Annotated in this window: 19 protein-coding genes; 10 read left to right on the plus strand and 9 right to left on the minus strand. The window is 44.9% G+C overall.

All coding sequences use genetic code 11. The annotated features are described in order from the left end of the window. Positions 1 to 24: 24 nt before the first annotated feature. Positions 25 to 2,613 (minus strand): glycoside hydrolase family 3 protein, encoded by a 2,589-nt coding sequence (locus ACOJR9_RS17760; protein WP_420934207.1) that lies wholly within the window; start codon positions 2,611 to 2,613, stop codon positions 25 to 27. Between the two features lie 9 nt (positions 2,614 to 2,622). Then, on the minus strand, positions 2,623 to 3,879 hold the full coding sequence (locus tag ACOJR9_RS17765) for a sugar MFS transporter (protein ID WP_420934208.1): 1,257 nt from the start codon (positions 3,877 to 3,879) through the stop codon (positions 2,623 to 2,625). Between the two features lie 205 nt (positions 3,880 to 4,084). On the opposite strand from ACOJR9_RS17765, the gene ACOJR9_RS17770 reads away from it, so the two are divergent. The 3 genes from ACOJR9_RS17770 to ACOJR9_RS17780 are packed head-to-tail and all read left to right on the plus strand — an operon-like array spanning position 4,085 to position 8,031. Further along, positions 4,085 to 5,437 carry a GH1 family beta-glucosidase gene (locus tag ACOJR9_RS17770; RefSeq protein WP_420934209.1) on the plus strand — a complete coding sequence of 451 codons (1,353 nt, stop codon included), beginning with the start codon at positions 4,085 to 4,087 and terminating at the stop codon, positions 5,435 to 5,437. 25 nt (positions 5,438 to 5,462) lie between these two features. Then, positions 5,463 to 6,464, plus strand: coding sequence for a LacI family DNA-binding transcriptional regulator (locus ACOJR9_RS17775; RefSeq protein WP_420934210.1), 1,002 nt, complete (start codon positions 5,463 to 5,465; stop codon positions 6,462 to 6,464). A gap of 1 nt (position 6,465) precedes the next feature. Beyond that, complete coding sequence (locus ACOJR9_RS17780) at positions 6,466 to 8,031, plus strand: sugar porter family MFS transporter (RefSeq protein ID WP_420934211.1); 1,566 nt, start codon at positions 6,466 to 6,468, stop codon at positions 8,029 to 8,031. 42 nt (positions 8,032 to 8,073) lie between these two features. On the opposite strand, the gene ACOJR9_RS17785 is transcribed toward ACOJR9_RS17780, so the two are convergent. The 6 genes from ACOJR9_RS17785 to ACOJR9_RS17810 form a co-directional block, all read right to left on the minus strand. Continuing rightward, positions 8,074 to 9,639, minus strand: a complete 1,566-nt coding sequence (locus ACOJR9_RS17785; protein WP_420934212.1) for an ATP-binding cassette domain-containing protein — start codon at positions 9,637 to 9,639, stop codon at positions 8,074 to 8,076. Then, positions 9,636 to 11,366: an ABC transporter ATP-binding protein/permease gene (locus ACOJR9_RS17790; RefSeq protein ID WP_420934213.1), complete on the minus strand. Its 1,731-nt coding sequence runs from the start codon at positions 11,364 to 11,366 to the stop codon at positions 9,636 to 9,638. The genes ACOJR9_RS17785 and ACOJR9_RS17790 overlap by 4 nt, the downstream gene beginning before the upstream one ends. A 167-nt stretch (positions 11,367 to 11,533) precedes the next feature. Beyond that, a complete protein-coding gene (gene cydX / locus ACOJR9_RS17795; RefSeq protein ID WP_032097673.1) occupies positions 11,534 to 11,647 on the minus strand; it encodes a cytochrome bd-I oxidase subunit CydX in 114 nt (37 codons plus the stop codon). Positions 11,648 to 11,657: 10 nt separating this feature from the next. Continuing rightward, positions 11,658 to 12,791, minus strand: coding sequence for a cytochrome d ubiquinol oxidase subunit II (gene cydB, locus ACOJR9_RS17800; RefSeq protein ID WP_420934214.1), 1,134 nt, complete (start codon positions 12,789 to 12,791; stop codon positions 11,658 to 11,660). Beyond that, positions 12,788 to 14,368 carry a cytochrome ubiquinol oxidase subunit I gene (locus ACOJR9_RS17805; RefSeq protein ID WP_420934215.1) on the minus strand — a complete coding sequence of 527 codons (1,581 nt, stop codon included), beginning with the start codon at positions 14,366 to 14,368 and terminating at the stop codon, positions 12,788 to 12,790. Before ACOJR9_RS17805 ends, cydB begins: the two co-directional genes overlap by 4 nt. A 257-nt stretch (positions 14,369 to 14,625) precedes the next feature. Further along, positions 14,626 to 15,291 (minus strand): Tll0287-like domain-containing protein, encoded by a 666-nt coding sequence (locus ACOJR9_RS17810; protein ID WP_420934216.1) that lies wholly within the window; start codon positions 15,289 to 15,291, stop codon positions 14,626 to 14,628. A 211-nt stretch (positions 15,292 to 15,502) separates the two neighbouring features. Here ACOJR9_RS17810 and ACOJR9_RS17815 point away from each other — a divergent pair, with 211 nt between their 5' ends. From ACOJR9_RS17815 to ACOJR9_RS17845, 7 genes are all read left to right on the plus strand, one after another. Continuing rightward, a complete protein-coding gene (locus ACOJR9_RS17815) occupies positions 15,503 to 16,906 on the plus strand; it encodes a sigma-54 interaction domain-containing protein (RefSeq protein ID WP_420936169.1) in 1,404 nt (467 codons plus the stop codon). 199 nt (positions 16,907 to 17,105) lie between these two features. Then, positions 17,106 to 17,510 (plus strand): hypothetical protein, encoded by a 405-nt coding sequence (locus tag ACOJR9_RS17820; protein ID WP_420934217.1) that lies wholly within the window; start codon positions 17,106 to 17,108, stop codon positions 17,508 to 17,510. 80 nt (positions 17,511 to 17,590) lie between these two features. After that, positions 17,591 to 19,774, plus strand: a complete 2,184-nt coding sequence (locus tag ACOJR9_RS17825; protein WP_420934218.1) for a TonB-dependent receptor domain-containing protein — start codon at positions 17,591 to 17,593, stop codon at positions 19,772 to 19,774. Between the two features lie 227 nt (positions 19,775 to 20,001). Continuing rightward, the gene (locus tag ACOJR9_RS17830; protein ID WP_420934219.1) at positions 20,002 to 21,891 is read left to right on the plus strand and encodes a diguanylate cyclase; all 1,890 of its coding nucleotides are present in this window, start codon (positions 20,002 to 20,004) and stop codon (positions 21,889 to 21,891) included. A 735-nt stretch (positions 21,892 to 22,626) separates the two neighbouring features. After that, positions 22,627 to 23,859 carry an MFS transporter gene (locus ACOJR9_RS17835; RefSeq protein WP_420934220.1) on the plus strand — a complete coding sequence of 411 codons (1,233 nt, stop codon included), beginning with the start codon at positions 22,627 to 22,629 and terminating at the stop codon, positions 23,857 to 23,859. Between the two features lie 360 nt (positions 23,860 to 24,219). After that, positions 24,220 to 25,002, plus strand: coding sequence for a siderophore-interacting protein (locus ACOJR9_RS17840; RefSeq protein WP_420934221.1), 783 nt, complete (start codon positions 24,220 to 24,222; stop codon positions 25,000 to 25,002). 211 nt (positions 25,003 to 25,213) lie between these two features. Then, positions 25,214 to 25,405 (plus strand): CsbD family protein, encoded by a 192-nt coding sequence (locus tag ACOJR9_RS17845; RefSeq protein ID WP_420934222.1) that lies wholly within the window; start codon positions 25,214 to 25,216, stop codon positions 25,403 to 25,405. Positions 25,406 to 25,541: 136 nt separating this feature from the next. Here the strand turns inward: ACOJR9_RS17845 and ACOJR9_RS17850 are convergent, their stop codons facing one another. Continuing rightward, positions 25,542 to 26,231, minus strand: a complete 690-nt coding sequence (locus ACOJR9_RS17850; protein ID WP_420934223.1) for a hypothetical protein — start codon at positions 26,229 to 26,231, stop codon at positions 25,542 to 25,544. Positions 26,232 to 26,325: the final 94 nt, after the last annotated feature.

Raw genomic sequence — 26,325 nt, forward strand, 5'->3', positions numbered from 1 at the left:
TTTTAACATGGTTTGCGTATGGTTTTATTTACATGTGATGTCTGCGTTTGCAGCAGTATTAGGCGTAAATTGAATATCAGCAACGCTAACACTTGCTTTACCTGAGCTTCCAAGCTCAAAGGGCACCACAAGGCCAGTAAAGTCGATACCTGCATCCACAAAACACTGCAAGTCGATACTCAGCGAAGACCATGTGTTTTGCTCAAGCGCGTTCACTTGCTCACTGATATTAAGCCGCGCAGAGCAACTACCTGGCTTATCACCCTCACCTTCACAGTTCATGCCAACCGTTAGAGCTCCTTCAACGGCACTGTGCGGATTAATGTTGAACGTAAGCGCAGCATTATTAAGCAACTGGGCACTTAAATCTTCGCGGAAAAAGCTCTTGCTCGCAAAACGCATTGCGGCAAACTCACTGCCATCAAACGTAACTTTACGGGCATCTTCCTGAACGACTTTATCCACAGTGCGATAGTTAATTGCGCCCAATGTGTGCGTGCTTGCATTGATCGTTAGCGATTCATCACCAGAATGAAGCCAAAGCATCCAAGGGGACTGCACGGCACCGTTTAATATCTCAAGTGACTGACTGTTATCACTGCTTATGCTGACCTCGGTGTTTAAGTTATCCGCTAGCACGTTGTCGTCGGCATAAGTGAGGCCAAACCCATATGGCAACAGTGGCTCGTAGGTGTCGTCGCCAATATTCACAATTTGCTGTGGCTGTGCTGGCCATGAGAAAGGAAGCTTGCCCTTAAAATCTTGTTTACCGAATAATACGTCGGCAACCGCCGCCCCCTCTGAGCCGGGCAGCCATGCCGCAACGAACGCATCAGATGCGTTAAGCTCTGCATTCACCCACATCGGACGACCGCTAATAAAGACTGACACTACGGGAATACCCTGAGACTTGAAGCGCTCAAGAAGCGCTAGGTCTTCTTTTGTACCGTATTGATAAATTAGTGTCTCTCTATCACCGTGCCCTTCTGCGTAAGGCTCTTCGCCAAAGACTACAATTGCCACATCTGGCGCTTTACCGTCTTGTGCAATTTCACCATCAACAGACAGCACAACATCGCCACCCGCAGCGTCTACATGGCGTTTAATGCCCTCGTATATGGATGTGCCGCCAGGAAAGTCTGCGTTGGTATTGTTCGTTCCCTGCCAGGTAATACTCCAGCCACCGGATTGCTTGCCAATATTGTCTGCCGCATCGCCAGCCACCACTATGCGTTTAGCACCCGATAGAGGAAGAATACCCTGCTTATTTTTAAGCAGAACAAGAGATTCACGCACAGCTTGACGTGCTACCTCACGATGCGCCGCGTTTCCGATAAGGGAACGATCGCCAGATAACGGACGGTTGGCAGGACTCGGTTTATCAAACAAGCCAGCTCGCACTTTTACTCGCAAAATGCGACGAACCGCATCATCAATGCGCGACATTGGAATTACGCCGTTTTTGACGTGGTCTAAGGTAGACTCATAAACCCCTTTCCAGTCGCTAGGCACCATGAAAATGTCTAATCCAGCGTTAACGGCTTGTGCACAGTCAACGTTGCTGCAGCCTTTAACCTGACCATGACCATTCCAATCTCCAACCACAAAACCGTCAAACCCCATTTGCTCTTTTAATACGTCAGTCAGCAAATACTTGTGACCGTGAAGTTTTTCACCATTCCAACTGTTAAACGAAGCCATAACAGACTGCGCGCCAGCGGTAAGTCCGCCAACGTAGCCTTGGGCATGGATATCGAATAAATCTTGTTCACTGGCATCGTTGTTGCCTTGATCGTCGCCGCCAACGGTTCCGCCATCACCCACGAAGTGTTTTACCGTACTGATAACCCGCTGGTCACTGAGAAAGTCTTTGTCAGCCGCGCCTTGCAGCCCTTTAACCACCGAGGCTGCATAATCGCGCACAATGGCAGGGTCTTCTGAGTAGCTTTCATACGTTCGTCCCCAGCGATCATCTCTCACTACCGCCACGGTAGGCGCAAACACCCAATCGATCCCCGTTGCCATGACTTCTTTTGCTGTAATGTGGGCTATCTTTTCTACCAACTCTGGATTTTTTGCAGCCCCTAAACCGATATTATGAGGAAATAAGGTCGCGCCAATCACATTGTTGTGACCGTGAACTGCATCTGTTCCCCACATGGTTGGAATAGTCGAACCGTCTAAACTGTCATCAATAGACGCTTGATATAGCTTCTCAGCTAGCGCAACCCAATCATCAGGCGAAGCGTGCTTATCATTGTTTGGAAAGGCACCCCCCCCATTTAAATACGAACCGAAACCATACTGACGCATTTCTTCAACCGTGATATTGCGAATTTCCGGTTGGATCATCTGCGCTATTTTTTGCTCAAGCGTCATGTGCGATAGAAGGTCTGACACTTGCTTCTCTACAGCAGGGTCTTGTTCTACTTCTATATCGAGTTTAGGCCATATTGCTGCCGCACCGCTTACGGCAGAGTCAGCTGAGTTAGTTTTCTGCGAACTGCTCTGTTTGCCATTATCAACGTTATTTACGGATATTTCTTTTTCAGATTCAGCGCAGCCACTTAGCAAAGCACCAGCAATGACTGAAGCGAGTAATGTATTTCGCATGGTGATCCCTTAATCTTTTATCAGTTGAGTTACGCGGCTGCCTATCAAACCGTAATAGGCGATGTACAGGTAGCAAGACGCCGGTAGCAAGAATGACATGGTCACTCCGATGCTATCTGCCAACATACCTTGGAATAGAGGGATAATAGCGCCGCCCACAATGGCCAAACATAAAATGCCAGAGCCCTGTGGCGTATCCTTACCAAGCTGCTGAAGTGCCAGACTGAAGATGGTAGGAAACATAATTGAATTGAACAGACCCACACCAAGCACGGTCCACAACGCAAGCGGCCCCGTAGTCGATATTGATAGCACAATAAGAAAGATAGCCATGGCTGAATTAAACGCCAATACTATACCGCCAGACACTTTTTGCATTACTAGTGCACCAATGAAGCGTCCGATCATAGCGCCGCCCCAATAATACGCCAGTAACTTAGACGCTTTAGCTTCGGTTAAACCGGCAACCGAGGGGCTGGCAAGGTAGTTAACTAGCATACTGCCAATAGCGACTTCAGCGCCTACGTACATAAAAATACCGACTGCACCCAGCACAAGATGCTTGTGCTGCCACGCGCCACCTTTGAAAATACCGGTGTTGCTACTGGTGTGATTGAGCTTAGGCAACTTTAAATATAAAAATACGAGAGCTAATAACAACAGAGAAGCTGCGAGTATGAGGTAGGGAATCTGAACATCAGAAGCAGATGCTGTTGCAGCATTGTGCTCACCCGTTGCACCGTACATTAAATATGACCCAAAGAAAGGCGCAACCGTGGTGCCAAGGGAATTAAAGGCTTGTGTCATAGTAAGGCGGGAAGAGGCGGTTTTAGGGTCTCCTAATGCGGTGACATACGGATTTGCTGATACTTGCAAAATAGTAATACCTGATGCCAATACAAATAGCGCTAAAAGGAATACACCGTATATTTGGCTGTCGGCAGCGGGGTAAAACAATGCGCATCCTACGCAGGCGATACCAAGCCCCAATACAATGCCTTTTTGATATCCAATTCTTGAGACGATTGCGCCAGCGGGTAATGAGACAATAAAATAGGCGCTGAAAAAGCAAAACTGAATAAGCATTGCTTGTGTAAAAGTGAGGTTAAACGCACCTTTTAAGTAAGGAATAAGAATATCATTCAAGCAGGTGATAAACCCCCACATGAAAAATAACGTTGTTAATGAAATGAGTGCAAAACGATAATTACCGTTTGGCGCCGCACTGTATATTGGTTGCGATTCAGCTTGCGATGGTATGTCCACTGATAACCTCTATTGCTATTTTTGTAATTAATGATAAATTAACATTTGAAAGCGCTTACAAATAGAATATCACTATGTGTAAGCGCTTACATTTCAGTGAATAATTACATGAAGCGTTGCTGAATTCAATGTAAAAATCATGTTATTTTTGATTTATGAATAACAGACTGTACTCTACAGTTTGTTAAGCCTAGGACATGAGAAAATGCGAAACATTACGCTGCCTGCCGACTCTTTATTGTTATCAAAGGACTTTTTATACGGCGTGGCCACCTCAAGCTTTCAAATAGAAGGTGATAGAAGCGGGCGACTAGACTCAATTTGGGATACATTTTGTTCACAACATCACACCATAGAAGACAATTCTAATGGTGATATTGCATGCCAGCATGTGGAAAAATGGCAGGAAGATGTAGCGCTCATCGCAGGATTAGGCGTAGATGCATATCGACTTTCTGTCTCGTGGCCTAGGGTAGTTAACCGCGATGGAACTATCAACCATATCGGCATGCAGTTTTACGTTAACTTGGTCGACGAGTTAGTAAGACGCAACATAAAGGTATTTGTCACCTTATACCATTGGGATCTTCCTCAGTATCTAGAAGAAAAAGGCGGCTGGTTAAATAGAGAAACGGCCACAGCCTTTGCGCATTATACTGACATTGTAGCTAGTGCGTTAGGTGATAAAGTGTATTCTTACGCTACCTTAAACGAACCATTTTGCTCGGCGTATCTAGGCTACGAACTCGGTATTCACGCGCCGGGCAAAACCGGTGTAGCCAACGGCAGAAAGTCTGCTCACCATTTGCTGTTAGCCCATGGTTTAGGGATGAAGATACTTCGCGAGAAATGCCCTAACAGCCTAAACGGTATTGTGCTTAACTTTTCTACTTGCCACAGTGCCACAGAATCACAAGCCGATCAGTTAGCCGCAAAGCTTGCCGATGAATACCATAATCGTTGGTATTTACAGCCTATTATTGAAGGTACCTACCCTGATATTTGTGAGCAACTGCCAAAAGAACAACAACCTGATATCTGCGAAGGAGATATGGACATTATCTCCCAGCCCATCGACTTTTTAGGCATTAATTTTTATACGCGCACCGTATATAAATCCACAGAAAATGGTTGGTTTGATGTTGTAGAGCCTGAAGGGGTTCCTCTTACTGCCATGGGTTGGGAAATTACTCCCGATGCGTTTACTGAAATTTTAGTTGATTTGAATGGGCGTTATTCTCTCCCCCCTATTTATATCACCGAAAATGGCGCCGCCATGGATGATGAAATGGTAGAGGGTGAAATTGCAGACAGCGACCGGGTTGACTATTTTAACTCCCATCTTAACGCCGTGCACAATGCCATTAACGCAGGTGTAGATATTAAAGGGTATTTTGCGTGGAGTCTGATGGATAATTTTGAGTGGGCACTTGGGTATACAAAACGATTTGGTATTGTGTATGTCGACTACAACACTCAAAAAAGAATCTTAAAACACAGTGGTATCGCCTATCAAAAACTGGTCAACAGCAGAGTTAATGTTACATTAGCGGGATAGACTGAAAGGATAAGCACTCTACACCATGGCAACGATATACGAAGTTTCAGAAGCAGCAGGCGTTTCACTGGCTACCGTTTCCCGCGTTATGAATGGAAACACAAAAGTAAGCGACCGCACCCGTAAAAAAGTCGAGACCGCAATGGCTGAATTAGGTTATCAGCCAAATGCCATTGCGCAGTCGTTAGCATCTAATCGAACCAATAGTGTGGGGCTTTTAGTTTCTGAACTTCACGGTTCTTACTTCGGTGATTTAATGAGCGCGGTAGAGCAGGTGTTAAAGCAGTATGGCAAGCACGTCATTATTACTGCCGGTCATGTGGACGAAAAGCGTGAGCATGACGCCATAGAGTTTTTGAAAAGTCGTCGATGCGACGCCCTTATACTGCATGCTGAGGCGGTATCCGATGAATACTTAACTACCCTGTGCAAAACCGACCTTCCCGTTGTGGTTATTAACCGAAAAGTAGACGGACTGGACGATAATTGCTTTGTTGTTGATAACGAAAAAGGGGGGTATTTAGCCGCCCAAGCAGCCATAAAGCAGGGGCACAAAGAAATAGGTTACATCAGCGGCCCCAAATTCAAAAAAGATGCGAGCGATCGCTTAGCTGGGCATAAACGTGCACTTGTTGAAGCAGGCATTGAAGTAAAAGACGACCATATTTTTGAAGGTGATTTTCACGAGTCCTCGGGCCAAGAGGGTTTGCATTATTTAAAGCAGCACTTTCCTGATATTACCGCCCTTATTTGCGCCAATGACGAAATGGCTTCTGGTGCAATGACAGCAGCACGAGAGGCAGGGTTAGATATTCCACAACACCTTTCTATCGTAGGGTTCGATAACGTGCTTTTTTCGCGGTATCTATACCCTAAACTCACTACCATTAATAACCCCATTCAATCACTTAGCGAAATGGCCGCACGCTGGGTGCTTAAAAATGTCTACAACACCAAAATAAACCAAACTATTGAACATCTGTTTGTTCCTGAAGTCGTTGAAAGACACTCACTGAGCAAACGTTAATATGATAAGAAACGTGCCTATCTCGCTGTATTACACCCTTATAGTCTCTCTTGGAGGCTTTATATTTGGTTTTGACGCAAGTGTAATTTCAGGCGCGATTGGTTTCATAGACGTTGAATTTGGCTTAAGCGACTGGCAGCAGGGCTTTGTGGTAAGTTCTCCCACTCTTGGTGCGTTGTTTGCCATGCTGTTTGCAGGTGCAATAAGCGACGCTATAGGCAGACGTAAGTCACTTATTATTGTTGCACTGCTGTATTTTATTTCGGCTATTTGCTCAGCTCTTGCGCCGAACTATGCGCTTTTGGTGAGTGCTCGCTTTATTGGCGGTATAGCGTTTTGCTCGTTAATTATTGCACCAGTATATATTTCAGAAATTAGCTCCGCCAAGCACCGAGGCAAAATGGTGTCGGTGAACCAACTTAACATTGTGCTCGGATTTGCCCTCTCATATTTCAGCAATTACTATTTCTTACAGCTAAGCAATAGCGACCTATCTTGGGTGAAAGAGCTTGGTATAGACTCCCACACATGGCGCTACATGCTTGGATTAGAAACTATACCCGCAGCACTCTGGTTTACCCTGCTTTTCTTAGTACCCAAAAGTCCTCGTTGGCTAATGCTGAAAGGAAAAACCGACGAAGCCAAGCAGTCAATATCAACGCTTTTCGACCCTCGTGAAGCAAAAATGCAGCTTGATGACATTTACTCATCGCTGTCAGAAAAGAGCTGGTCGTTAAGAGAACGTCTAGGCTCTCTCGCCGTTAAATCGATGCGCTACCCATTGTTTATTGGCGTTACTCTGGCCATTGCCCAACAAATTACCGGTATCAACGTCATCTTCTTTTACGCCCCCACTATTTTTGAACAAAGTGGTGTAGGTACCGATGCCGCCTTTATGCAAGCCGTCTGGATTGGTTTAGTTAACGTAGCCTTTACCGTGGTGGCAATGTTAACGATAGATAAATGGGGGCGAAAGCCGCTTTTGATTATTGGTCTTTGCGGTGTCGCCATTAGTATGACGGTATGTGCCTACGGTTTTAAACAAGCCACTTATCAAATTGACAGCAGCGATATTGCAACAGTACAACAAACAGACCAGCAGCTTGCTACAAAGCTGACTTCAATAGAAAATGTGGTGTACTACTCAGATGTGACCTTTAAACAGAGTCTGCAAAATACCCTTACAACAGCAGAATATGACACCCATCAACAACATATTCTTAACAGTAGTATTACTATGAACGCGCCCTTAGTGCTCTTTGGCATCATTGCTTTCGTGGCCTCTTTTGCGGTATCCCTTGGCCCAGTAATGTGGGCCATGCTAGCGGAAATATTCCCTAATCAAACCCGGGCTATCGCCATATCTTTTGTGGGCGTGATTAATTCACTCACCAGCTTTTTAGTACAGCTTGTTTTTCCTTGGGAGTTAATGAATTTAGGCGCAGCAGCGACCTTTTTCTCCTACGGCATTTTTGCCCTAGTAAGCTTAATATTGGTCGTTAAATACTTCCCTGAAACTAAGGGGAAAACCTTAGAGGAAATTACCGAGTCGTTTGAGGTTAGATAAGATTAAACTCTCATTACGTGGCCGTAAAAAAAGCAAAACAGTTTACGCCAACTGGCGCTTATACAACCCTATGTTTTCTACATTCGCTTCTTCTAACACCACATGCTTATCAATAGACAGCGCAGTGGGCAACACATGAGAGGCTACGATTACTAATCTACGCTGGGCCTCTTTTTCAAGTAAAGCGCACACCTGTTCCTGGGTGTTAATATCAAGGCCTTCAAACGGTTCATCAACCATTAACACGATTGGATCAGCTAACACGGCTCGCGCTAACGCAAGCCGTTTTCGCTCTCCGCCAGATAGTTGTCTGCCCGATTTTCCAACCCACTTTGTTAACGGCAAAAGCGTGTCCAAGCCTAATGCTGATAATAATTCATACATGCTTTTTTGCGGAATATCGCACCCTGCAGGGTCTAAATTCATTTTAAGGCTGCCAGATAAGATAATGGGTTCTTGCTCTACATATAGCCAACGCTTTACCAGCCCTTTAGGTAAGGCGTGACCATCCACTTTTCGTTCACCGTTAGCCGTAGCGGGTAATAAGCCTGCTATAGCCTGCAAAAGAGATGACTTCCCGCAGCCAGATGCACCGCTTATCGCTACCACACCTTTTGCAGGTAAACTGACGGTTACCGGCACGGTACTGCGACCTTTCGCCGCAAAATGCGTAAGCTGTAAAGACGTTAATACGGGCTTTTCTGCCAATTGCCTTAAAGGCAATGTGTTCAAGCTATCTAACGCATTATTGCTCTGTTGATGTTGCGCTGCATTTGCTACCGCATTAAAGCTAGCCGACGCCCAATCTGGCGCGGCTAATAGCACCATGGGCACAATAAGCGCGATAGGAGCAAAAACGGCGACCTCTGCAAACGGCAATATACCGGCCATCAACAACAACGTAAGCACAAAGGCGACGCCTTGGAACACCCACACTGTATGTATTGTCTTTCTCTTCTGCTGGAGCTGCTGCTGCCACACAGGCGCTGCGCTTGGGGCATTTTCAACATTCTTTTTACTATTCAAATGCCAAATAGGACTTGCCTCCAAAAAGTGTGAGGAAGCACGTCTAAATGCGCTTGTTGCTTCTGTGTTTTCACACGCTATCGCTACTGCACTTAGCCATTGAAGGGTAAGCAGAATAATCCATGCGCAGTACAGGATAACGAGATAGATAGCACCGGGAAGGCTCGTCCATAACGCAGCTATACACGTCACAGTAAAAATAAATAGAACGCTAGATAAGGGGGAAATCCACGCTATCCATTTGCTAGCAAGCACTTCGGTGTGCTGCGCTAAGGCTTCCGTTGACGATGCTTTATCGTCTAATTGGCAGTTATGTAGTTGTGAGAAAACATCCATTCTAACGGCTGCAATTCGACCTAGCAGATCCTTATGCCCAACCCACATACTGGCATATCCTGATGCGATACGAAGCAGCGCCAAACCACGAATGACCACGGCGGGAATAACGTAGTTAAACCCCACTGGCGCAATGGCACTGATGGCGATAAACCATGAGGATATCACCAAAATACTGAGCCCCGCGGCAGCGTGTATCACAGCGAGTGCTAGGGTGATGTAAGCAGACCTGTTTTCGTTACTCATATTAACTGCTCTTTCTTTTCAGCATGATTCAACGGCGTTTTATCCATTACCTGTTGATGCTCGACGTGCCAGAAACCAGAAAACCAATTGGCTGGCAGCGCTTTATGTGAAGCCCATATCACTGTTTTATCCTGAGTGAGTCGGTGGATAAGTTGCGCTATTCGATGGTGCTGCTTATCGGGAAGGTGCGCGGTGGGCTCATCGAGTAGCCAAAGTGGACTATCGCGCAATAGGGCTCTCGCTATGCTTAAGCGCTGCGCCTCGCCACCTGAAAGTAGCGGATATTCGGTCATCAGGGTATCTAAACCAAAGGGTAGCTGCTTAAGCCAATGGGACAGCTCGACTTTGTCTAGCATCGCTATTAACTGCTTATCTGTGTATCGGTCATATAAACACAAGTTATCTCTTACGCTGCTAGGCAAAATAACAGGGCGCTGAGTTAACCAAACTGACGACCACTTACACTGATGTGTTGCACGGCGCTGACCTGCCAATGCCTCTAAAAGTACGGTTTTTCCGCTTCCTGAACGACCGCTAAGTAAAATGCAGTCGCCTTTATTAAGCGTCAGGGTTTGCGCACTGACTATAGCGTTATTGACTTGCTCTGCGTCTGCCAGTTCATCAAATACCGCAAATTTTTCTGCAAAAAATCGATTGGCATTTTCACTATGCACTGAAGTAGTTTGCGTTGCGTCCACTGCATCGTCTTTCGTTTCGGTATCACAAAAGGAGCTCGCCCAAATTGGTTTAAGTGCTTCCATAGCAGATTCGGCCTGTGCTTTTTGATGATAGATTTGTCCTAACCTTTTCATTTCACTTAGCAGTAAAGGAACAACAAGTAAAATCCACACCCCCTGTTGCAAGGTCATTTCAGGGCCAACACTTATCTCGTTAAGTAGTGTAAAGCCGATGAAAACAGCCACTAACGCCACAGATAGTGTGGCGAAAAAATCCAGTACGCTGTTAGATAAAAAAGCCACACTAACTACTTTCATGGTGCGTAAGTTTAGGGTTTCACTTGCCTCTTTGAGTAACTCGGTTTGCTTTTCGTGAGCTTGAAAGGTGGACAACATAGGCAGTGCCGCCAACCTATCTGTAAACATACTGCCAAGACGGGATAGTGCTATAAAGTGCTTCTGATGAAGTGCAGCTGCCCCTTTGCCTACAATGATCATAAACAAAGGCACCACCGGTAATGTAACCAGTAGCCCTACGCCGACAACCGGGTTCACAAAAAATAGTACCGCCAACGCTAATAGCGGCACTATTACTGCGATGGTTTGCTGCACGCTATATTCTACTGCCCAGTCGGTTACGTCGTGCAATTGCTTTTGCCATAACGACTGCCAGTAAAACGCCGTTTGTTGTCGAATCAATGCGTGCTGACGATTGGCAAAAACCGCCGTTAGGGCATTCTCTAGTTTTACTAATATATTGGTTTTAGTGTCTATAGACTTGTGGTTAAACCCCCCTTGCAGTAACCAAGCAAACAGTAAAGCAAGGCCAAGACCGATAATATGAGAATGTGCTCCATAAGCCTTGTTAACTACCCAGCTATGGGCGATATGAGAGAAAAAATAAAACCCAATGATCAAAGAAAAAAGCGACAAACACTTAATGACGACCAGACGTGTTTGTGATGTACGCACACCAAGCTTATGCGCCTCATCAAGCTGCCTACACCAGGAAGTCAGTGTTTGTCGGTTGGGAACCTTTTCTTTAGTCACTGTTTGCTCGTTTAATAGTATTGTGTGTTTAGCGTTACCTAAAAGCACGTGTAAAAGCCAATTCAAAAATAAGTGCAGCCACCATTATCGTTGTGTAAGTGGCTGCGCCTGTTTTATCCGAACTAGTTGGATTGATGCGGTCTACATTTCTGCAGTCTAAAACAGAGTTAGTCTGCGTCTTCAGGCCGGTCCATATTCTCTGTCGACTCCAACCACATGGCATTAATAATGCCAAACGAACACGCTAGCAAAACACCCAATATCCAAGCGAAATACCACATAATCGTCTCCTTAATAAATAGTATGAGATTGGTCTAAGTCGTCGTTTTTAATGCGACCACGCATGACATAAAAGCTATACGCCGTGTAACTCAGCACAATGGGTACGAAGATGCATGCAACAATGAACATCACGTTTAATGTAAGATGACTTGAGGTAGCATCCCATACGGTCAGGCTTGCATTCGGCATGGTGATACTAGGCATTAGAAATGGAAACATGGACATTCCCGCGGTTAAAATAACCCCTGCAATAAACAGCGCACTCGATACGAATGCCATCCCTGCGTTGCCTCTTTTAGAGAAAAACGCACAAGCAAGTCCAGCAACAACACCTAACACTGGCGCAATAATGGTGAGCGGATAATCACGGTAGTTGTTTAACCAGGCTCCAGCTTCCACTGCCACTTCTTTTTTAAGCGGGTTTGACGTGGCTATCGTATCCACTGCCGAGGTAATAACGAAGCCGTCTAAGAAGGCCACCCAAATACCCGCAAGAACAAACAGCAAAACCCCAACTAAACTCAACACAATAGATACGGCGCGCGCACGAACTGCAATAAACCCATCGGTTTTCATTTGCAGCCACGTAGCGCCGTGATTCAGCAGTATGGCTACTGACAATAAGCCAGCCACAAGTGCAAAAGGCGTAAGCAAGCCAAAGAAAGATCCGGTGTAGGTTGAACGCAAGGTGTTGTCCATCTCAAAAGGCACACCTAATAACAAGTTACCAAACGCCACACCGAAGATTAGCGATGGAATGATGCCACCGGCAAACAACGCCCAATCCCAGGCCTTACGCCATTGAGGGTTAGGTAGCTTACTGCGGTAATCAAATCCAATAGGACGCATCCACAGTGCAATCAGTGTAAGCGCGAGGGCTAGGTAAAAGCCTGAAAAGGCCGTTGCGTAAATCATAGGCCATGCAGCGAAAATGGCACCACCGGCTGTGATAAACCACACCTGATTGCCATCCCAATGAGGGCCTATGGTGTTAATCATCACACGGCGCTCTTTATCATTTTTACCAATCAGCGTTAGCAGTGCACCTACTCCGAGGTCAAAACCGTCGGTAACCGCAAAACCAATAAGCAGCACACCCACCAAACACCACCAGATGACGCGAAGCATCTCGTAATCAATCATGCTTTTGCTCCTTCATTGTCGATATCAATTAACTCGAGTTCAGATTCACCCTGCGTTTCTTCAGGTGGTACCGGCCCTTTTTTGGCAAACTTTTTCATTAGGTAAAAAGCGATAATAAACATCACCGTGTAAAAGGCAGTGTAGGCAACCATCGTGGTCACTACGTCGCTAACGGCAAGGTTAGATACAGAGGCATGCACGGGCAATATTTCTGCAATTGACCACGGCTGGCGCCCATATTCGGCCACAAACCACCCTGCTTCACTGGCTACCCAAGGTAGGGGCAAGCTAAACAAAGACGCTTTCAACAGCCAACGAGGCTGAGTAATCCGGTGTTTTGTGCTGTAGTAAAAGGCACAGATAAACAGCGCCAACATGATAAAACCAGACGCCACCATTAACCGGAAACTCCAGAACAGCGGAGCGACAGGCGGAATACTGTAGTCCACCGCTTGTTGCAACGCTAAGTCAGACGGGTTGGTCACATCGTTAGCGTAAGGCTCTAGCAGCATGGCGTAACCTAAACTGTCTTTGTGCGCTTCAAACGTGGCAAGTTCTTGCTCCGTTGCCGTGCCGCTTCGCACGCTATCAAGCAATTCATACGCTTTGATGCCCTCTAAAATACGCGCTCGATTCTGTTCTTTGAGATCTTTTATCCCTGTGACTTCTTCGGTGAGAGAGCGAGTGGCAATAATGCCCATCGCCCACGGGATTTGAATGGCATATTCAGTCTCTTGCTTTTCGTCGTTAGGCAACCCAAATACAGTAAAGGGAGCTGGCGCTGGGTGCGTTTCATACTCAGCTTCAACCGCCGCAAGTTTTACTTTTTGCACATCGCCAAGTTCATACCCGCTTTCGTCACCTAATACGATAACCGATAGGGTTGCGGCTAAGCCAAAGCTTGCCGCAATAGCAAACGAGCGACGGGCAAACGCAATATGCTTGTGATTGAGTAGATAGTAACTAGAAATGGCCAATACAAAGATAGCGCCGGTGACGTATCCTGCTGAAACCGTATGCACAAACTTAACTTGCGCCACAGGATTGAAAATAACCTCAGCGAAGCTCGTCATTTCCATGCGCATGGCTTCAAAGTTAAATTCTGCGCCTACTGGGTACTGCATCCAGCCGTTTGCAATGAGGATCCACAGTGCAGAGAAATTTGAGCCAATGGCTACCAGCCACGTTGCCATAAGGTGTTTCACCTTTGACATTTTGTCCCAACCAAAGAAAAAGAGACCCACAAAGGTCGACTCTAGAAAAAACGCCATTAATCCTTCGATGGCAAGGGGGGCACCAAAAATATCACCCACGTAGTGAGAGTAATATGACCAGTTCATTCCAAACTGAAATTCCATGGTAAGGCCTGTCGCCACGCCAATAGCGAAATTGATACCAAACAACTTGCCCCAAAACTGAGTCATTTGTTTGTATATTTCTTTACCGGTCATGACATAGACCGACTCCATAATGGCAAGCAAAAAGCTAAGCCCCAAGGTTAGGGGTACAAATATAAAGTGGAACATTGCGGTCAACGCAAATTGCCACCGCGATAGTTCTATTAACGTATCGCTCATGGGTCATCTCCCTTGTATCTTAGATGCGCAGTTCGCATCTGGCGTTGGTTAAAGTAATTGGCTTAATGCATTTAACAGCTAGCAGCAAAGCTCACCTGCTGTAAAAGCAACGAGCAAACTGATTTACCGTGATAAAAATTATTGCATGGAGGAAAAAGAAGGGTTTTGATCTAACGCAAATGACTGACAAGATAAAAAATGTCAAATATGGCATTTAAATGCCATATTTGACACACTTTGAGTATAAATGCGGGTAGCTATTCTGCCTGTGGCTTGGGTGGTAAATAGGTAAGAGAAAAGGCACCTCTTAAACTTCCAACATCAAATCCGGTGGCCTCGTCGTTGGGGTATGCGTCTTTGATGGTCCGGTAAACCTCGGGCGCGATATTATTGCCATGGCACGCTGTGCATACTTGGCCAGTTTGAATAGCCTTCATATATCGCACTTCTCCTGTCTGCTCATCCACGTGCATTGCTTCTAAAGGGCCTGGCAGTTTTTGTGATAGCTGCTCAGCAAAGTGAGCTAGTTGGGTTTGTTCCCAGTCGTCTGGGGTATTGTTGGGGTTTCGTACTTTTAATGCGGTTCTACCTACTGTCCAACCCTCGTTACTTAACGACTGTGCTATGGGCTCTGCCACCAGTTTACACTCTGCTACGCCGGCCTCTAACCCACCGCGTTTAATCGCTTGCTGCAGCCTTGCTTTCAGCGCGCCTCCGAGGGCTTTTGCATGACCTCTGGCTTCCATGCGAATGTCTTCTAAACGGTCTGGTGAAGCCGGTTTCTGTGTTGCATTTGCCGTCCCTGAGGCCAGTATGGCTATAGTGCAAGCGAAGGCACTGATGATTACAAGCGCTTTGCGTAGAGACGTTTTTTTGCTAGTACTATGATTTGTGGCGATATTGTCAAATGAGAAGGGATTCATCTTGCCAACCTTAAGTGTCTATTGTTTGTCTAATTCCTCGGTGTTTTCGCACTATTTCAACGCAATTAAGCGGTGAAAAGGCTGCCTTAACAGCAAAGGTACTGCGTTTGATAAACAAGCAACGTGCCAACGTGATAGTATTTGGAATAATAAATTAGGATTAGCTAATGTACTTTGTGAGTGCGATATGAATATCTCTATTATTCAAGCCATGATTAACGCCATCGATAAGCCCGCTATTTTTATTAGCCCTAACTACGTTATTGAAGCCGTCAATAAACCGTATCGAGACACCTACCCTGTTGATATTAAATTAGGTTTCAGCACCTGCTATCACGTGTCTCATCGAAACAATAAACCATGTAATGAATGCGGTGAAGCCTGTCCAATGCAGGAAAGTAAAAAAACAGGTAGGGCTGCGAGTGTGGTGCACATTCACGCCACCAATGAAGGCCAAAGTTATTGCGACATCCTCATGCGGCCGATATTCGATAGCGCGGGGGAACTATTAGGCTACCTAGAAGTACTGGATAAGCTGACATTTGCCTCGAATAGCCCGTCGCCTGGTAAAATGATTGGCGAGTCTGACGCCTTTAAAGCCATGCTGAATAAAATTAATCGTGCAGCTAAATCTGACATTGCCGTGCTCTTACAGGGTGAAACTGGGACGGGAAAAGAGCTCGTATCACAGGCTTTGCATTCTGCAAGTCAACGTGTTGATAAACCTTTTGTTGTCATCGAATGTACGGGATTGTCTGATGCGTTATTTGAAAGTGAACTCTTTGGCTACGAAAAAGGCGCCTTCACTGGTGCGTCTTCAAGTAAAAAAGGGTTGGTTGAGGCCGCTGAGGGCGGCACCTTGTTTTTTGATGAAATTGGTGACGTACCATTAGCCATGCAGGTGAAATTACTGCGCTTATTCGAAACTCAAACCTACCGCCCAGTGGGCAGCACCACCGTCAAAAAAGCGAACTTTCGGCTTATTTGCGCGTCTCACAAAAATATAAAAGCAATGGTTCAGCGTGGCGAGTTTAGACAAGATCTGTACTACCGGATAGCAGGGTTTCCCATTCAACTGCCGGCCTTACGAGAGCGCCCTAGCGACATTCCAATGTTAGCTACGCATATTTTATCGGCGCTAGCAGAGAAGAAACGCCTTCACAAAGCGGTATTGAGCCGCCTTTCCACTTATTCCTTTCCCGGCAATATTAGAGAGTTAAAAAATATTATTGAGCAGGCGGCGCTGCTTGCTGACGAAACAACAATTCGTGAGCAGGATCTTCCCGAGTCTATATTTGACGCTACTTTGGATAACACGCCAAATAATAACGTAGTGAATACTGTCGATAATAGCGTTAAAAATGCATTTGGTAGCACATCTGTTAACGCTAGCCATCATCACGGGCCTTCTGCATTCGGCGTTGCAAATTCAGGCACACTTGCAAAAGAGGAGATCATGACTCTTGAGCACGCTGAGGCACATTATCTGGAGCAGGTCTGTCGTAGTTATACTGGCAGTGTAGAAGAACTCGCGGAAGCCTTAGACGTAAGCGTGAGAACACTTTATCGGAAACTTCAAAAAGCCAATATAAAAATAAAAGGGGCACTCTTGTAAACTAACGTTCAAGTTGCTCTTTTTTGCTGTACTCCATCAAATTGTTTTTTTAGGCTGCGGCCTAAGCTATCGATTGCTCAATTTTATCATTTGCCTGTAGACGGCTTCCTGTAAAAAGCGCTAGGATACCCGAAACATATGGGGAGACGACAACATTATTCGTTTTACGCTGACAACGCTGTTGTGCTTATCATTGCTAATGCAAAATGCATTGGCACTGGGTCTTGCTGCATTTTCAATGCAACAGGCGCAACTACTTGCAAGCGAAGACATAGAGCTAATTTGTACCGGCAAGAACATGCGCTACATTTCGGTGAGCCAAACTCAACTGAAAGGCGAATTTGTTTATGTCAGTCTTGATTCTCCCGACTTTCCAGCACTTTCAGATACCCTTAATTCCCCCGACACCCTTGATCACTCGCAACATATCGATTGTACAAACGGAACACTGGCAGACCTTCCATCAAGTGATAGCTTTGTATCATACGATGCTGTCAACACTCTTTTTGTTCGCTACAAGGCGCTTGAAACTCGTCTTAAACAGCAGCCTTACACTGCCTTTGCCTACTCGGCTGCACTAAGCCGCGCACCACCCATTTCATAACACCATTTCATTAAAAAATTGCTGACGCAGAGTCTGTAGATTCCAAGCAGCATCATCTCTATTTACTATTTGGACGTATTATGAAAATATCCGCAATTGCGCTTGCTGTGGCGAGCATCGGCTTGTCGTACTCAAGCTACGCAGCCAACAACAACCTCCACCGCAGTCTTGATAAAAACAGTGCGCTTTCTCAAGAAAAGAGCGATCCCGCATCGGCAATGGCATCGAAGTCGGTAATAGCACCGGTATCATCATCAGCATCCACCGAAATTATTACCGTCATCGGCTCGCCATTACGCTCTCAGAAAAGTGAGTCAATTACACCGCAAACTAATGTGGATGCAGATTTTGGCGACCAACTCAGCACGCTTCCGGGTTTATCGATAGCCCGCAACGGCCCCGTTACCGCACTCATTCAGTATCGAGGCTTGTTTGGCGACAGGGTGGGAATATCGATTGATGGCGTCAATATTGTTGGAGCAGGCCCCAATGCAATGGACTCACCTCTTTCCCACGTGCTGCCTGAGCCAGGGTTAGTTGCTACCTTATACCGCGGCATTGTGCCGGTAAGTGCAGGAGTACAAACACTTGGCGGCCAAGTCAACATAGCATCGCCATCTGATGCGTTGTTTTCAATCGACGATGGATTTCAAGGCAATATCAGCGCAAGCGCAATGGGACCTGGCTCTGCTCAGCAGTATCAAGGAAATGCATTTTATGCCACTCAAGACAGCTTTTTCAGCGGCACCTTTATGCATCAGCAGCGGACAGAGCGTGAGTCTGGAAACGATGAGGCAATACCCAACAGCAACTACCTTCGCAATGGCGGTAAGTTGCGCATAGGGCACCAAATTGGGCAACATCAGTTTGATGCAAGCTACCAGTGGCTGAATACGAATGAAAGCGGCACACCCGCGCTGGCTATGGACATTACATTTATCGATGCTGCATGGTATCGCCTAGGTTACCGCTACAACGCAGATACCAACACTTACCTCACCGTCAATGTATTTGGAAACAGTAATCAGCACATTATGGACAATTTTTCGCAGCGTCCGATTATGATGGCCAACATGGCTCGCTTAAATACAACCGACGCAGTGGCACAAGGGCTCGATACTACTTTTGTTACGCCATGGAAAAACGGTGAGCTGCGGCTGGGAGTAAACCTTCATAAGGGCCGTAATAACTCTGTTATTTCTAATCCCAACAACCCTATGTTTTTTATTGATAATTTTAGTAGCAGTTCCCGCAACACCGCCAGTGCATTCGCAGAATGGGATTACTCATCAAGTACTGTCTCTACGCTACTTGGTCTGCGTTACAGCAGGGTTAACTTGGATTCAGATGCCGCTGCCTCGAGCCTGACTATGATGAATGAGGCCGTTGCTTCGTTAGCGCAGAACTTCAACAGTGGGCCGCGAAATAAAACCTATAATATGATTGATGCTGCGGCATCTGTTTTTTACCATCTAAACAATAATACCGACATTGTGCTAGGGGCGTCGCAAAAAAATAGAGCACCCACGTTTTTTGAGCGTTTTACCTGGCTTCCACTTGGCATTACTGGCGGGCTTGCGGATGGATTTAACTACATTGGCAGTCTTGAGTTAGAACACGAAACTGCACGGCAACTTGAGATAGGCATCGATTACACCATGGCATCATGGCAAATCTCACCCCGTCTGTTTTATCAAGACATAGAGAATTACATTGCAGGCTCACCCTCTTCGAACATGGCCGCAAACATGTTTTCCAACATGATGTCTGGTCGTGCACCTTTCATGTGGAGCAACACTGATGCGGTGATAACGGGGGCCGACCTTACCATTAGCGGAAAGCTTTCGGATACGGTTTCGCTTAATTCGGTATTGAGTATACAACACGGTAATCGCGACGATATCGATGATGCCCTATTTCGTATAGCCCCTGAACGCCTTTTAACCACCATAGATTGGCAGACCTTGGTGTTGACAACACCAATGACGATGAGTGTTATCTCTGAGCTAGTAGGAAGACAGAGCCACACCTCGTCATTACAAAACGAGGACAGCACACCAGGCTATGGCTTGCTGCACTTATCCACTCAGTGGCAGCTTCACCGAAATGTTCAGCTAACGGCTCAGATAAACAACCTGTTTGACAAGTTTTATGCGCCACATACGGCAGGGGTAAATCGTGTTATGCAATCTGAAGTTGCCATTGGTGACAAGGTACCTAATCCAGGGCGCGAATGGCAAGTATCCATAAGCTATCAATATTGACGGCTAGCTTATAAAGACTTGGGCTAAGGCATACCAACCTTAGCAAATTAATTTTTAAAAGGGCGGCTCATTTGCCGCTCTCTTTTCTACATACTTGAATATCATGAGTTCGTCACTTTACATTAATAAGATACTTCTTATATTTTAGGTAAATTGCAACCCTCCTTGAACTGCTTCAGTATCAGCTATACTTAGAATTCTTATTATGGATAGTAAAGACAGGTTTTATGCAATTATGGACTTATCTCACAACGGCTTTGATAGTCATCGCCGTATTCGTAAGCTTTGCCTCTTTCGCAGAGGAAGAGAATAAAGACCAAAACTATTTAAGTGCGCCTAATGACGATGTCATTAAAAGTATAAAAGCGCTCCACCAAGCGCCTGAAAAAGAGCTAGCAAGGCTAGATATACTAATAAGATCTAAGCCCATGAGTAGCAAAATGCCGGAATGGCTCTATGTCAGCGCATTAGGGCACGAAAAAATAGGCCGTTTAGATAAAGCCGAAACGTTTCTTCAACGTTGTTTAACTAGTCCTCACACCGGCCCATTACTGGAAAACAGAGCGAAATTATTAAAAGCAAAGCTGCTCTCATCAAAAGGTGACGAACGCTCTGCTCTTGCAATACTGAGAGACGTATTGAAATGGTCGCAGAACAACGGCATAACTCAATTGAAAATTGGTACATTAATGACTATGGGCACAGTCTTAAAATCAATGTCCCAGATTGAATTATCGCTGGACAGTTACTTTGAAGCTTACAACTTGGCGAGCACCGAAAAAACACAAGTGCCTGCGGCACACATCGCTGGGCTGATTGGCGGGATGTATCAGCAACAAGAAGACCACCTATCTGCGCTGCGTTACTTAGAAGAGTCTTTGGCATTTGCCAGCAAAAAGCAAAATATCATTAACCAAGGACATTTATCTTATGATGTAGCTTACTCCCAATTTAAATTGAACAATATGGACGACGCTTTGGCCGCAATCGATAATGCCTACCGCATTGGCAATATAATTGACGATCAGAGTCTAATCGCTAATTCACTTGTTTTAAACGCAAGGGTATTAGTGGGTCTTGGTACAGACAAGTCGCTCGTTGAAGCACTCCAACTTTTTTCACAGGCACTTGTGCATTTACCTGAGGGGTTTACAGGCGCGCTTTTTTTTGAAGCTTATTTGGGGATGGCAAACGCTAAGTATAAACAAAGACATTATCAAGAAGGCATCGACCTACTTGCTGAACTGCAAAATAACGGGCTTGAAAGCGCTCAATTGGAGCAGCGCATACGCTTTTTTACACTTGAAGCGAGCCTGTATAAAGCCCAAGGAAACTATAAGAGCGCTTTTAATACATTGAGCCGGCTTGTCGAGTTGAAAGCAAACTATATACTGCAACAAAACTCGACACGCTCAGACATCATAAAAACGCTATTTGAATTAGACAAAGCAGAGAAAGAGAACTCCGAGCTTAAGGCCGTCACAGCTTCTCAAGCAAAAGCACTATCCACTAGTCAGCAGCGCAATCTTCTTTTGGGTATAAGTAGTGCACTGCTCGTTTTGTTAGCGTTAACCTTATTACTCTTCTACAGAAAAAAAGTAAGGTATCAATACACTCTCGAAAAGCTTGCAAGTACCGATAGCCTTACCCGGCTTTTCAACAGAAGAAAGATTATCGAGATACTCGAACATAGGATAAACATAAATAACAAAGCACTAAACCTTGTTGTCGTCATGGTTGATATCGACCATTTCAAATCAATTAATGATAACTATGGTCATCAACGCGGCGATGAAACATTAATTTTATTTTCAGATGAGGTGGAAAAATCAGTAGGCCACTTATGCCACATTGGCCGTATAGGCGGTGAGGAGTTTTTATTGATTTTTAACACACTTTCGGTCACTGATGTGATTAAACATTTAGTACGTCTGCAGCAAACACTGGCAGCCCGAGCTACCGCCGAGTTTGGCCATCAATTTAATCTCACTTTTTCGGCTGGCGTTTTGCAAGTATCAGAGGCATCAACCGCAACCTCAATTTTTGAAAAAGCAGATCAAGCGCTTTACCTTGCTAAAGAAGGGGGTCGAAATAGAGTGGTTCAATATACACCTTAGTATGTAAAAAACTTCACACATTAAGAAAAATTTACACTCGCCGCTTCCGCTTTTTATTTGGAAATTGACAAAGAGCGCGCAAAAAATAAAAAAAGCCTACAAAACAGAGAGATAGGATTCTTAAAAAGATAATCAAAGATGGCACAGTTAAAGCATAAACTATACTAACGGATAAGGTGATAACGTAATGTGAAGCTAGGATGGCTTTTGAAACGGAGAGTCCATATTGCGTTAAAGCAGGTTGAGTGGGTAGACAACTGTCACGATTAAAGGATTTTATCTACTAAGGATAAAGGGATTGAACTGAGCCACGCTTTAGGACACTGACTGTCTGTTATGCTACTTATCGATATGCGGTTGAGTTGGGAATAACTCAGAAAAACTGAGCAGGATGCAAAAAGATTATTTAATAAGGATGTTAATTAAACTTTCTCGGTACCCTTATCGAAAGTATCGACATTGATGTCTTATCTAGCAAAGGATTGTAACTTATTTGGTTTCGTTGAAGAATTTGTTACGTCATCGAAACCATAGCGAGGACGTTGGTATGTACCCGTGCACTATCAATGAGTTGTCACATGACGGCTACCCTCTCCCCACCAAGACCCATCCCGGTCTTTAAACAACTCTGATTTTTGCCCGCCTTTGGCGGGTATTTTTTTGCCCTTGATAAAGTAACGCTATGACTTCGTGATACCATGGCAGGGTATATACTCTTATTAGGTACCCTCTCTTTTGCCGTCGCCATCATCGTCACAGCCCTCATCTGCAGTCGTATTCAGAGTTCTGTTTTGTGCGCTCCTTGCTACGTCAGTGGGGCAAAGCGTCATGCTTGCCACATTGCCGTCGATGGGGCGAGAGGCTAATCTGTCTGAATTTCATATCGCTACAATAATGTCTAGCTCGGCGCTGATCTTTGCTATTGGCACCAATGTGTGGAGCAAAATAGCGAGGCGAGCTGGGTTCAAGCGCATCCTCATTGTTGGGCTTGCAGGATACAGTGCAGGAACCTTCGCTTTTGCTAGTGCGTGGATGGCAGGCTTTTCCGGTATTATCAGCGGAACTAATCTCTTTTTAGCGCTACTTATTAGCCGTAGCCTACAATCTACTATTATGTCAGCGACGCCTCCATCTGCCGTTGGCTATGCAGTGGCAATTAGCTCACCTACAGGCCGTGTAAGCGCCATCAGCAAAGTCACCTCGGCCAGTAATGTCGGTCAAATTATAGGGCCTGCCTATGCGGGGCTGCTTGTGGGTTTTGGACTTCTCGCCCCGCTTTACAGCATCGTCATTCTAACAATGTTAGCACTGATTTTAGTCGTTTTTAAGCTACCTGTATTACCGCCGCAATCTTCAGAAATAAATACTGAATCGCAAAAAATAGCACAAGATAATCCAACACGTTTACCCTATGTTTTTGTTGCTAGCTGCGTGTGCGTGTTTGCAGCAATGGCAATGATGCAGCAAACCATGGGTTTTTTCTTTATCGATTTTTATGCCAAAAGCCCTGTTGAAGCCGCGCAATTAGTGGGTTTTTCGATGATGATGAGCGCAGTAACCTCACTCACCGTGCAGTTTACTGTGGTGCAAAAAGCTCGCATAAGCAAAGAAAGTATGATGTCGATAGCCTTACCACTTCTTTCATTGGCCTACCTCGTACTGTATTTACAGCAAAGTTTTACCGTCTCTTATCTGGGTATGGCAATTATGGGAATTGGCATGGGCATGGCCTACCCGTCTCTTGCGGCGGCCGCGACAACCTATTGCTCACCGTCACAACAGTCATCAATTACCGGTTTAATTACCGCAACAACAGCAATGGGATATATTGTAGGCCCGCCCCTTGCTGCAACACTCTATCAAATTAACATTGCACTGCCATTTGCAGCAGCCAGTATATTAATGGCACTTATTTCATGGATCGTTTTGCTAACGCTCCATAGAATAAGACAATCAGCAGTCCACTAAACACGTTTCTTTTTGGCGTACCAACAACAAATATTGACCTAATGATGTGTTTTGGGAAATAAAGTTAAAAAAATGTGGAACCTTTTCTAAACTTTGCCCTCTTACTTATACATGAAGTCGTTGAGTGTTCGGTTTTATGTAGTGTGTATGTGTTTTCCAAGTGATATTGTGTTTTTAAGGGGGCATTATGCCCCTTTTTCTTTTCTTCCTTTCCTGTTTTTACTTTCTCTTTTTTTCTATTTGTTTTCTTTTTTAGTGCTTTCTAAAAAGTCGAATTGAATCAAGTTTATTGTCCGCAATTTGCACATATTAATAATAATCATTAACAATTAAGATGATCAATGTCAAATTGAGGATACCATGATGCCAAGCCCAAGTCCGCGTCTTGCTGAAGTGATCAAAACAAGCCGTATTTCCCCTTCTGTGCAACGAATTCATCTAGGCGGCGAAGCACTTCGTACTTTTCCGTCAACAACTCCAGGAGCTTACGTTAAGTTGATGTTTGACCTTGAAGGGCAGCCGCTTACGGCTGTGGTCGATAGAAGCCAAGTTGCAATGCGCACTTACACGGTAAATAGCTTCAACCCATCGATACCTGAAATGACCATTGATATGGTGCTACACGCCAGTAATGGTGCAACGGGTCCGGCATCAGCATGGGCAAGCTCTGCCAAACTTGGCGATACCATACTGCTGGCAGGCCCAGGAACCAGTAAAGGATTAAGCGAAACCTACCAGTGGGTTTTACTTGCAGGAGATATGACGGCCTTGCCAAGTATAAAGAATCACCTTGCTGCGCTGCCTACAAATACAAAAGGCTATGCAGTTATTGCCGTTGAAAGTGAGGGTGATATCGTCAACATACATAAACCGGATGACGTTGAGATTGTATGGGAAACAAAATTACCTTTGCCTGAAGTTCTGGCTTCACTTTCGTGGCACAAAGGCTTACCTGCCGTATGGATAGCCTGTGAATTCAGCGATATGCGAAATATAAGACGTTGGCTAAAGGACGAGAAAAAACTGCCTCACGAGCAGCTTTATATCAGTAGTTACTGGAAAAAAGGTCGTAGTGAAGATCAGCACAAGATAGAAAAGCAACAAGATAGCGAAGCGTTTGTAAATAGTTTAAAAGCAGGGTAAGCGAACACTCGCTGTTCATGCAGAATTTTCAGACGCTTGTAATTACTGCACAAATGATAATACACCATGCAATCCAAGATTATTAATAACTCTAAATTTCAATGCCTTATATATTGGACTGTGAATTGCACCCTTACTATTGAGTAAGCAACTTTGGTCAACTTCAAAAACCAACAAATGCTTTTATTCATTATGACAAGGAGAAAACGTTATGAACAGTGATCGTATCGAAGGTAATTGGAAAGAAATGAAAGGTAAAGTGCAACAGAAATGGGGCAAACTTACCGACAACGACCTAGACAAAATTGATGGTCGCAGAGAAGAATTAATTGGCAAAGTACAGCAAGCATACGGCAAAAATCGCGATGAAGCAGAGCGTGAAGTCGATAGCTACTTAAACTGAATAGCTACCTGAGCTAAATAGTCATCTGAGTGAGATGGCTATGTAGATTAATTAATGAGTAATTTGAAAATTAATCTACACATCCACCTTTTCACACAGTGTATTTTACATAGCATATGATGAAAAGGTGGGTCTTTTAGTTGCTTTCACCGCCTTCAGAGGCACTCATGCTTCTTTCCCACCACGGAAAAGAAAAGTCGATATTGTCTGGCTCTTGAGTCTTCGCGTATTTCATGCGAACCGAACTCCAAAATGCCGCTTTAAATATTGGGTCGTAGATAACGAATTCACCCTTCTCGCGGTATTGCTCGAAAAGCTGTTGATATGCGCCAACGGGGGTAAGTGGATTGTCTTGCTGAAAAACCACATCACCTCCATAAGACTCATAAAGTGCTTTAGACACTTTCCAGCTTTTAGCCATGCTTTGCGCTAAGGCCATGCGATAACGCTCAAGCTCTTCTTCAGGGTATTCACCCATATTATTCAAATCGACGGTCCAAAGCTTGATTACCGAATAGGCTGACTGAATTTCACTGTCTTCAGGAGTAATCTCATTTTTGCGCGCAAAGTCAGCTAACACCGATTCAGTAATCTTACTACCTAGTGCACGCTGGGCAAGTAAGTGACGTACTTCTTTTTCAGACTTATCCGTTAGCATAGATTGGAAACGTTCTACGTCTGCCTCAGAAGGCTGTAATTCACTATTTGTGATTGATTGATTAAATAATCGCGCAATGATTTCGTTTGCTGCTTGGGGAGTATTCATACCAAGACAAAAAACAATAGCTGCAAACAGCACCATTGGGATAACTTCTGAACGAGTCACTTTTTCTGCTTTCCTAATTTCCGATATTGAGAGTGAGCACACATCGATTAGATGCGCTGTTAGGCACTACACCCCAGCACACAAGACACATCTA

The sequence above is a fragment of the Alteromonas ulvae genome (assembly GCF_048987005.1).
In the GTDB taxonomy this organism is placed as follows: Bacteria; Pseudomonadota; Gammaproteobacteria; order Enterobacterales; family Alteromonadaceae; genus Alteromonas.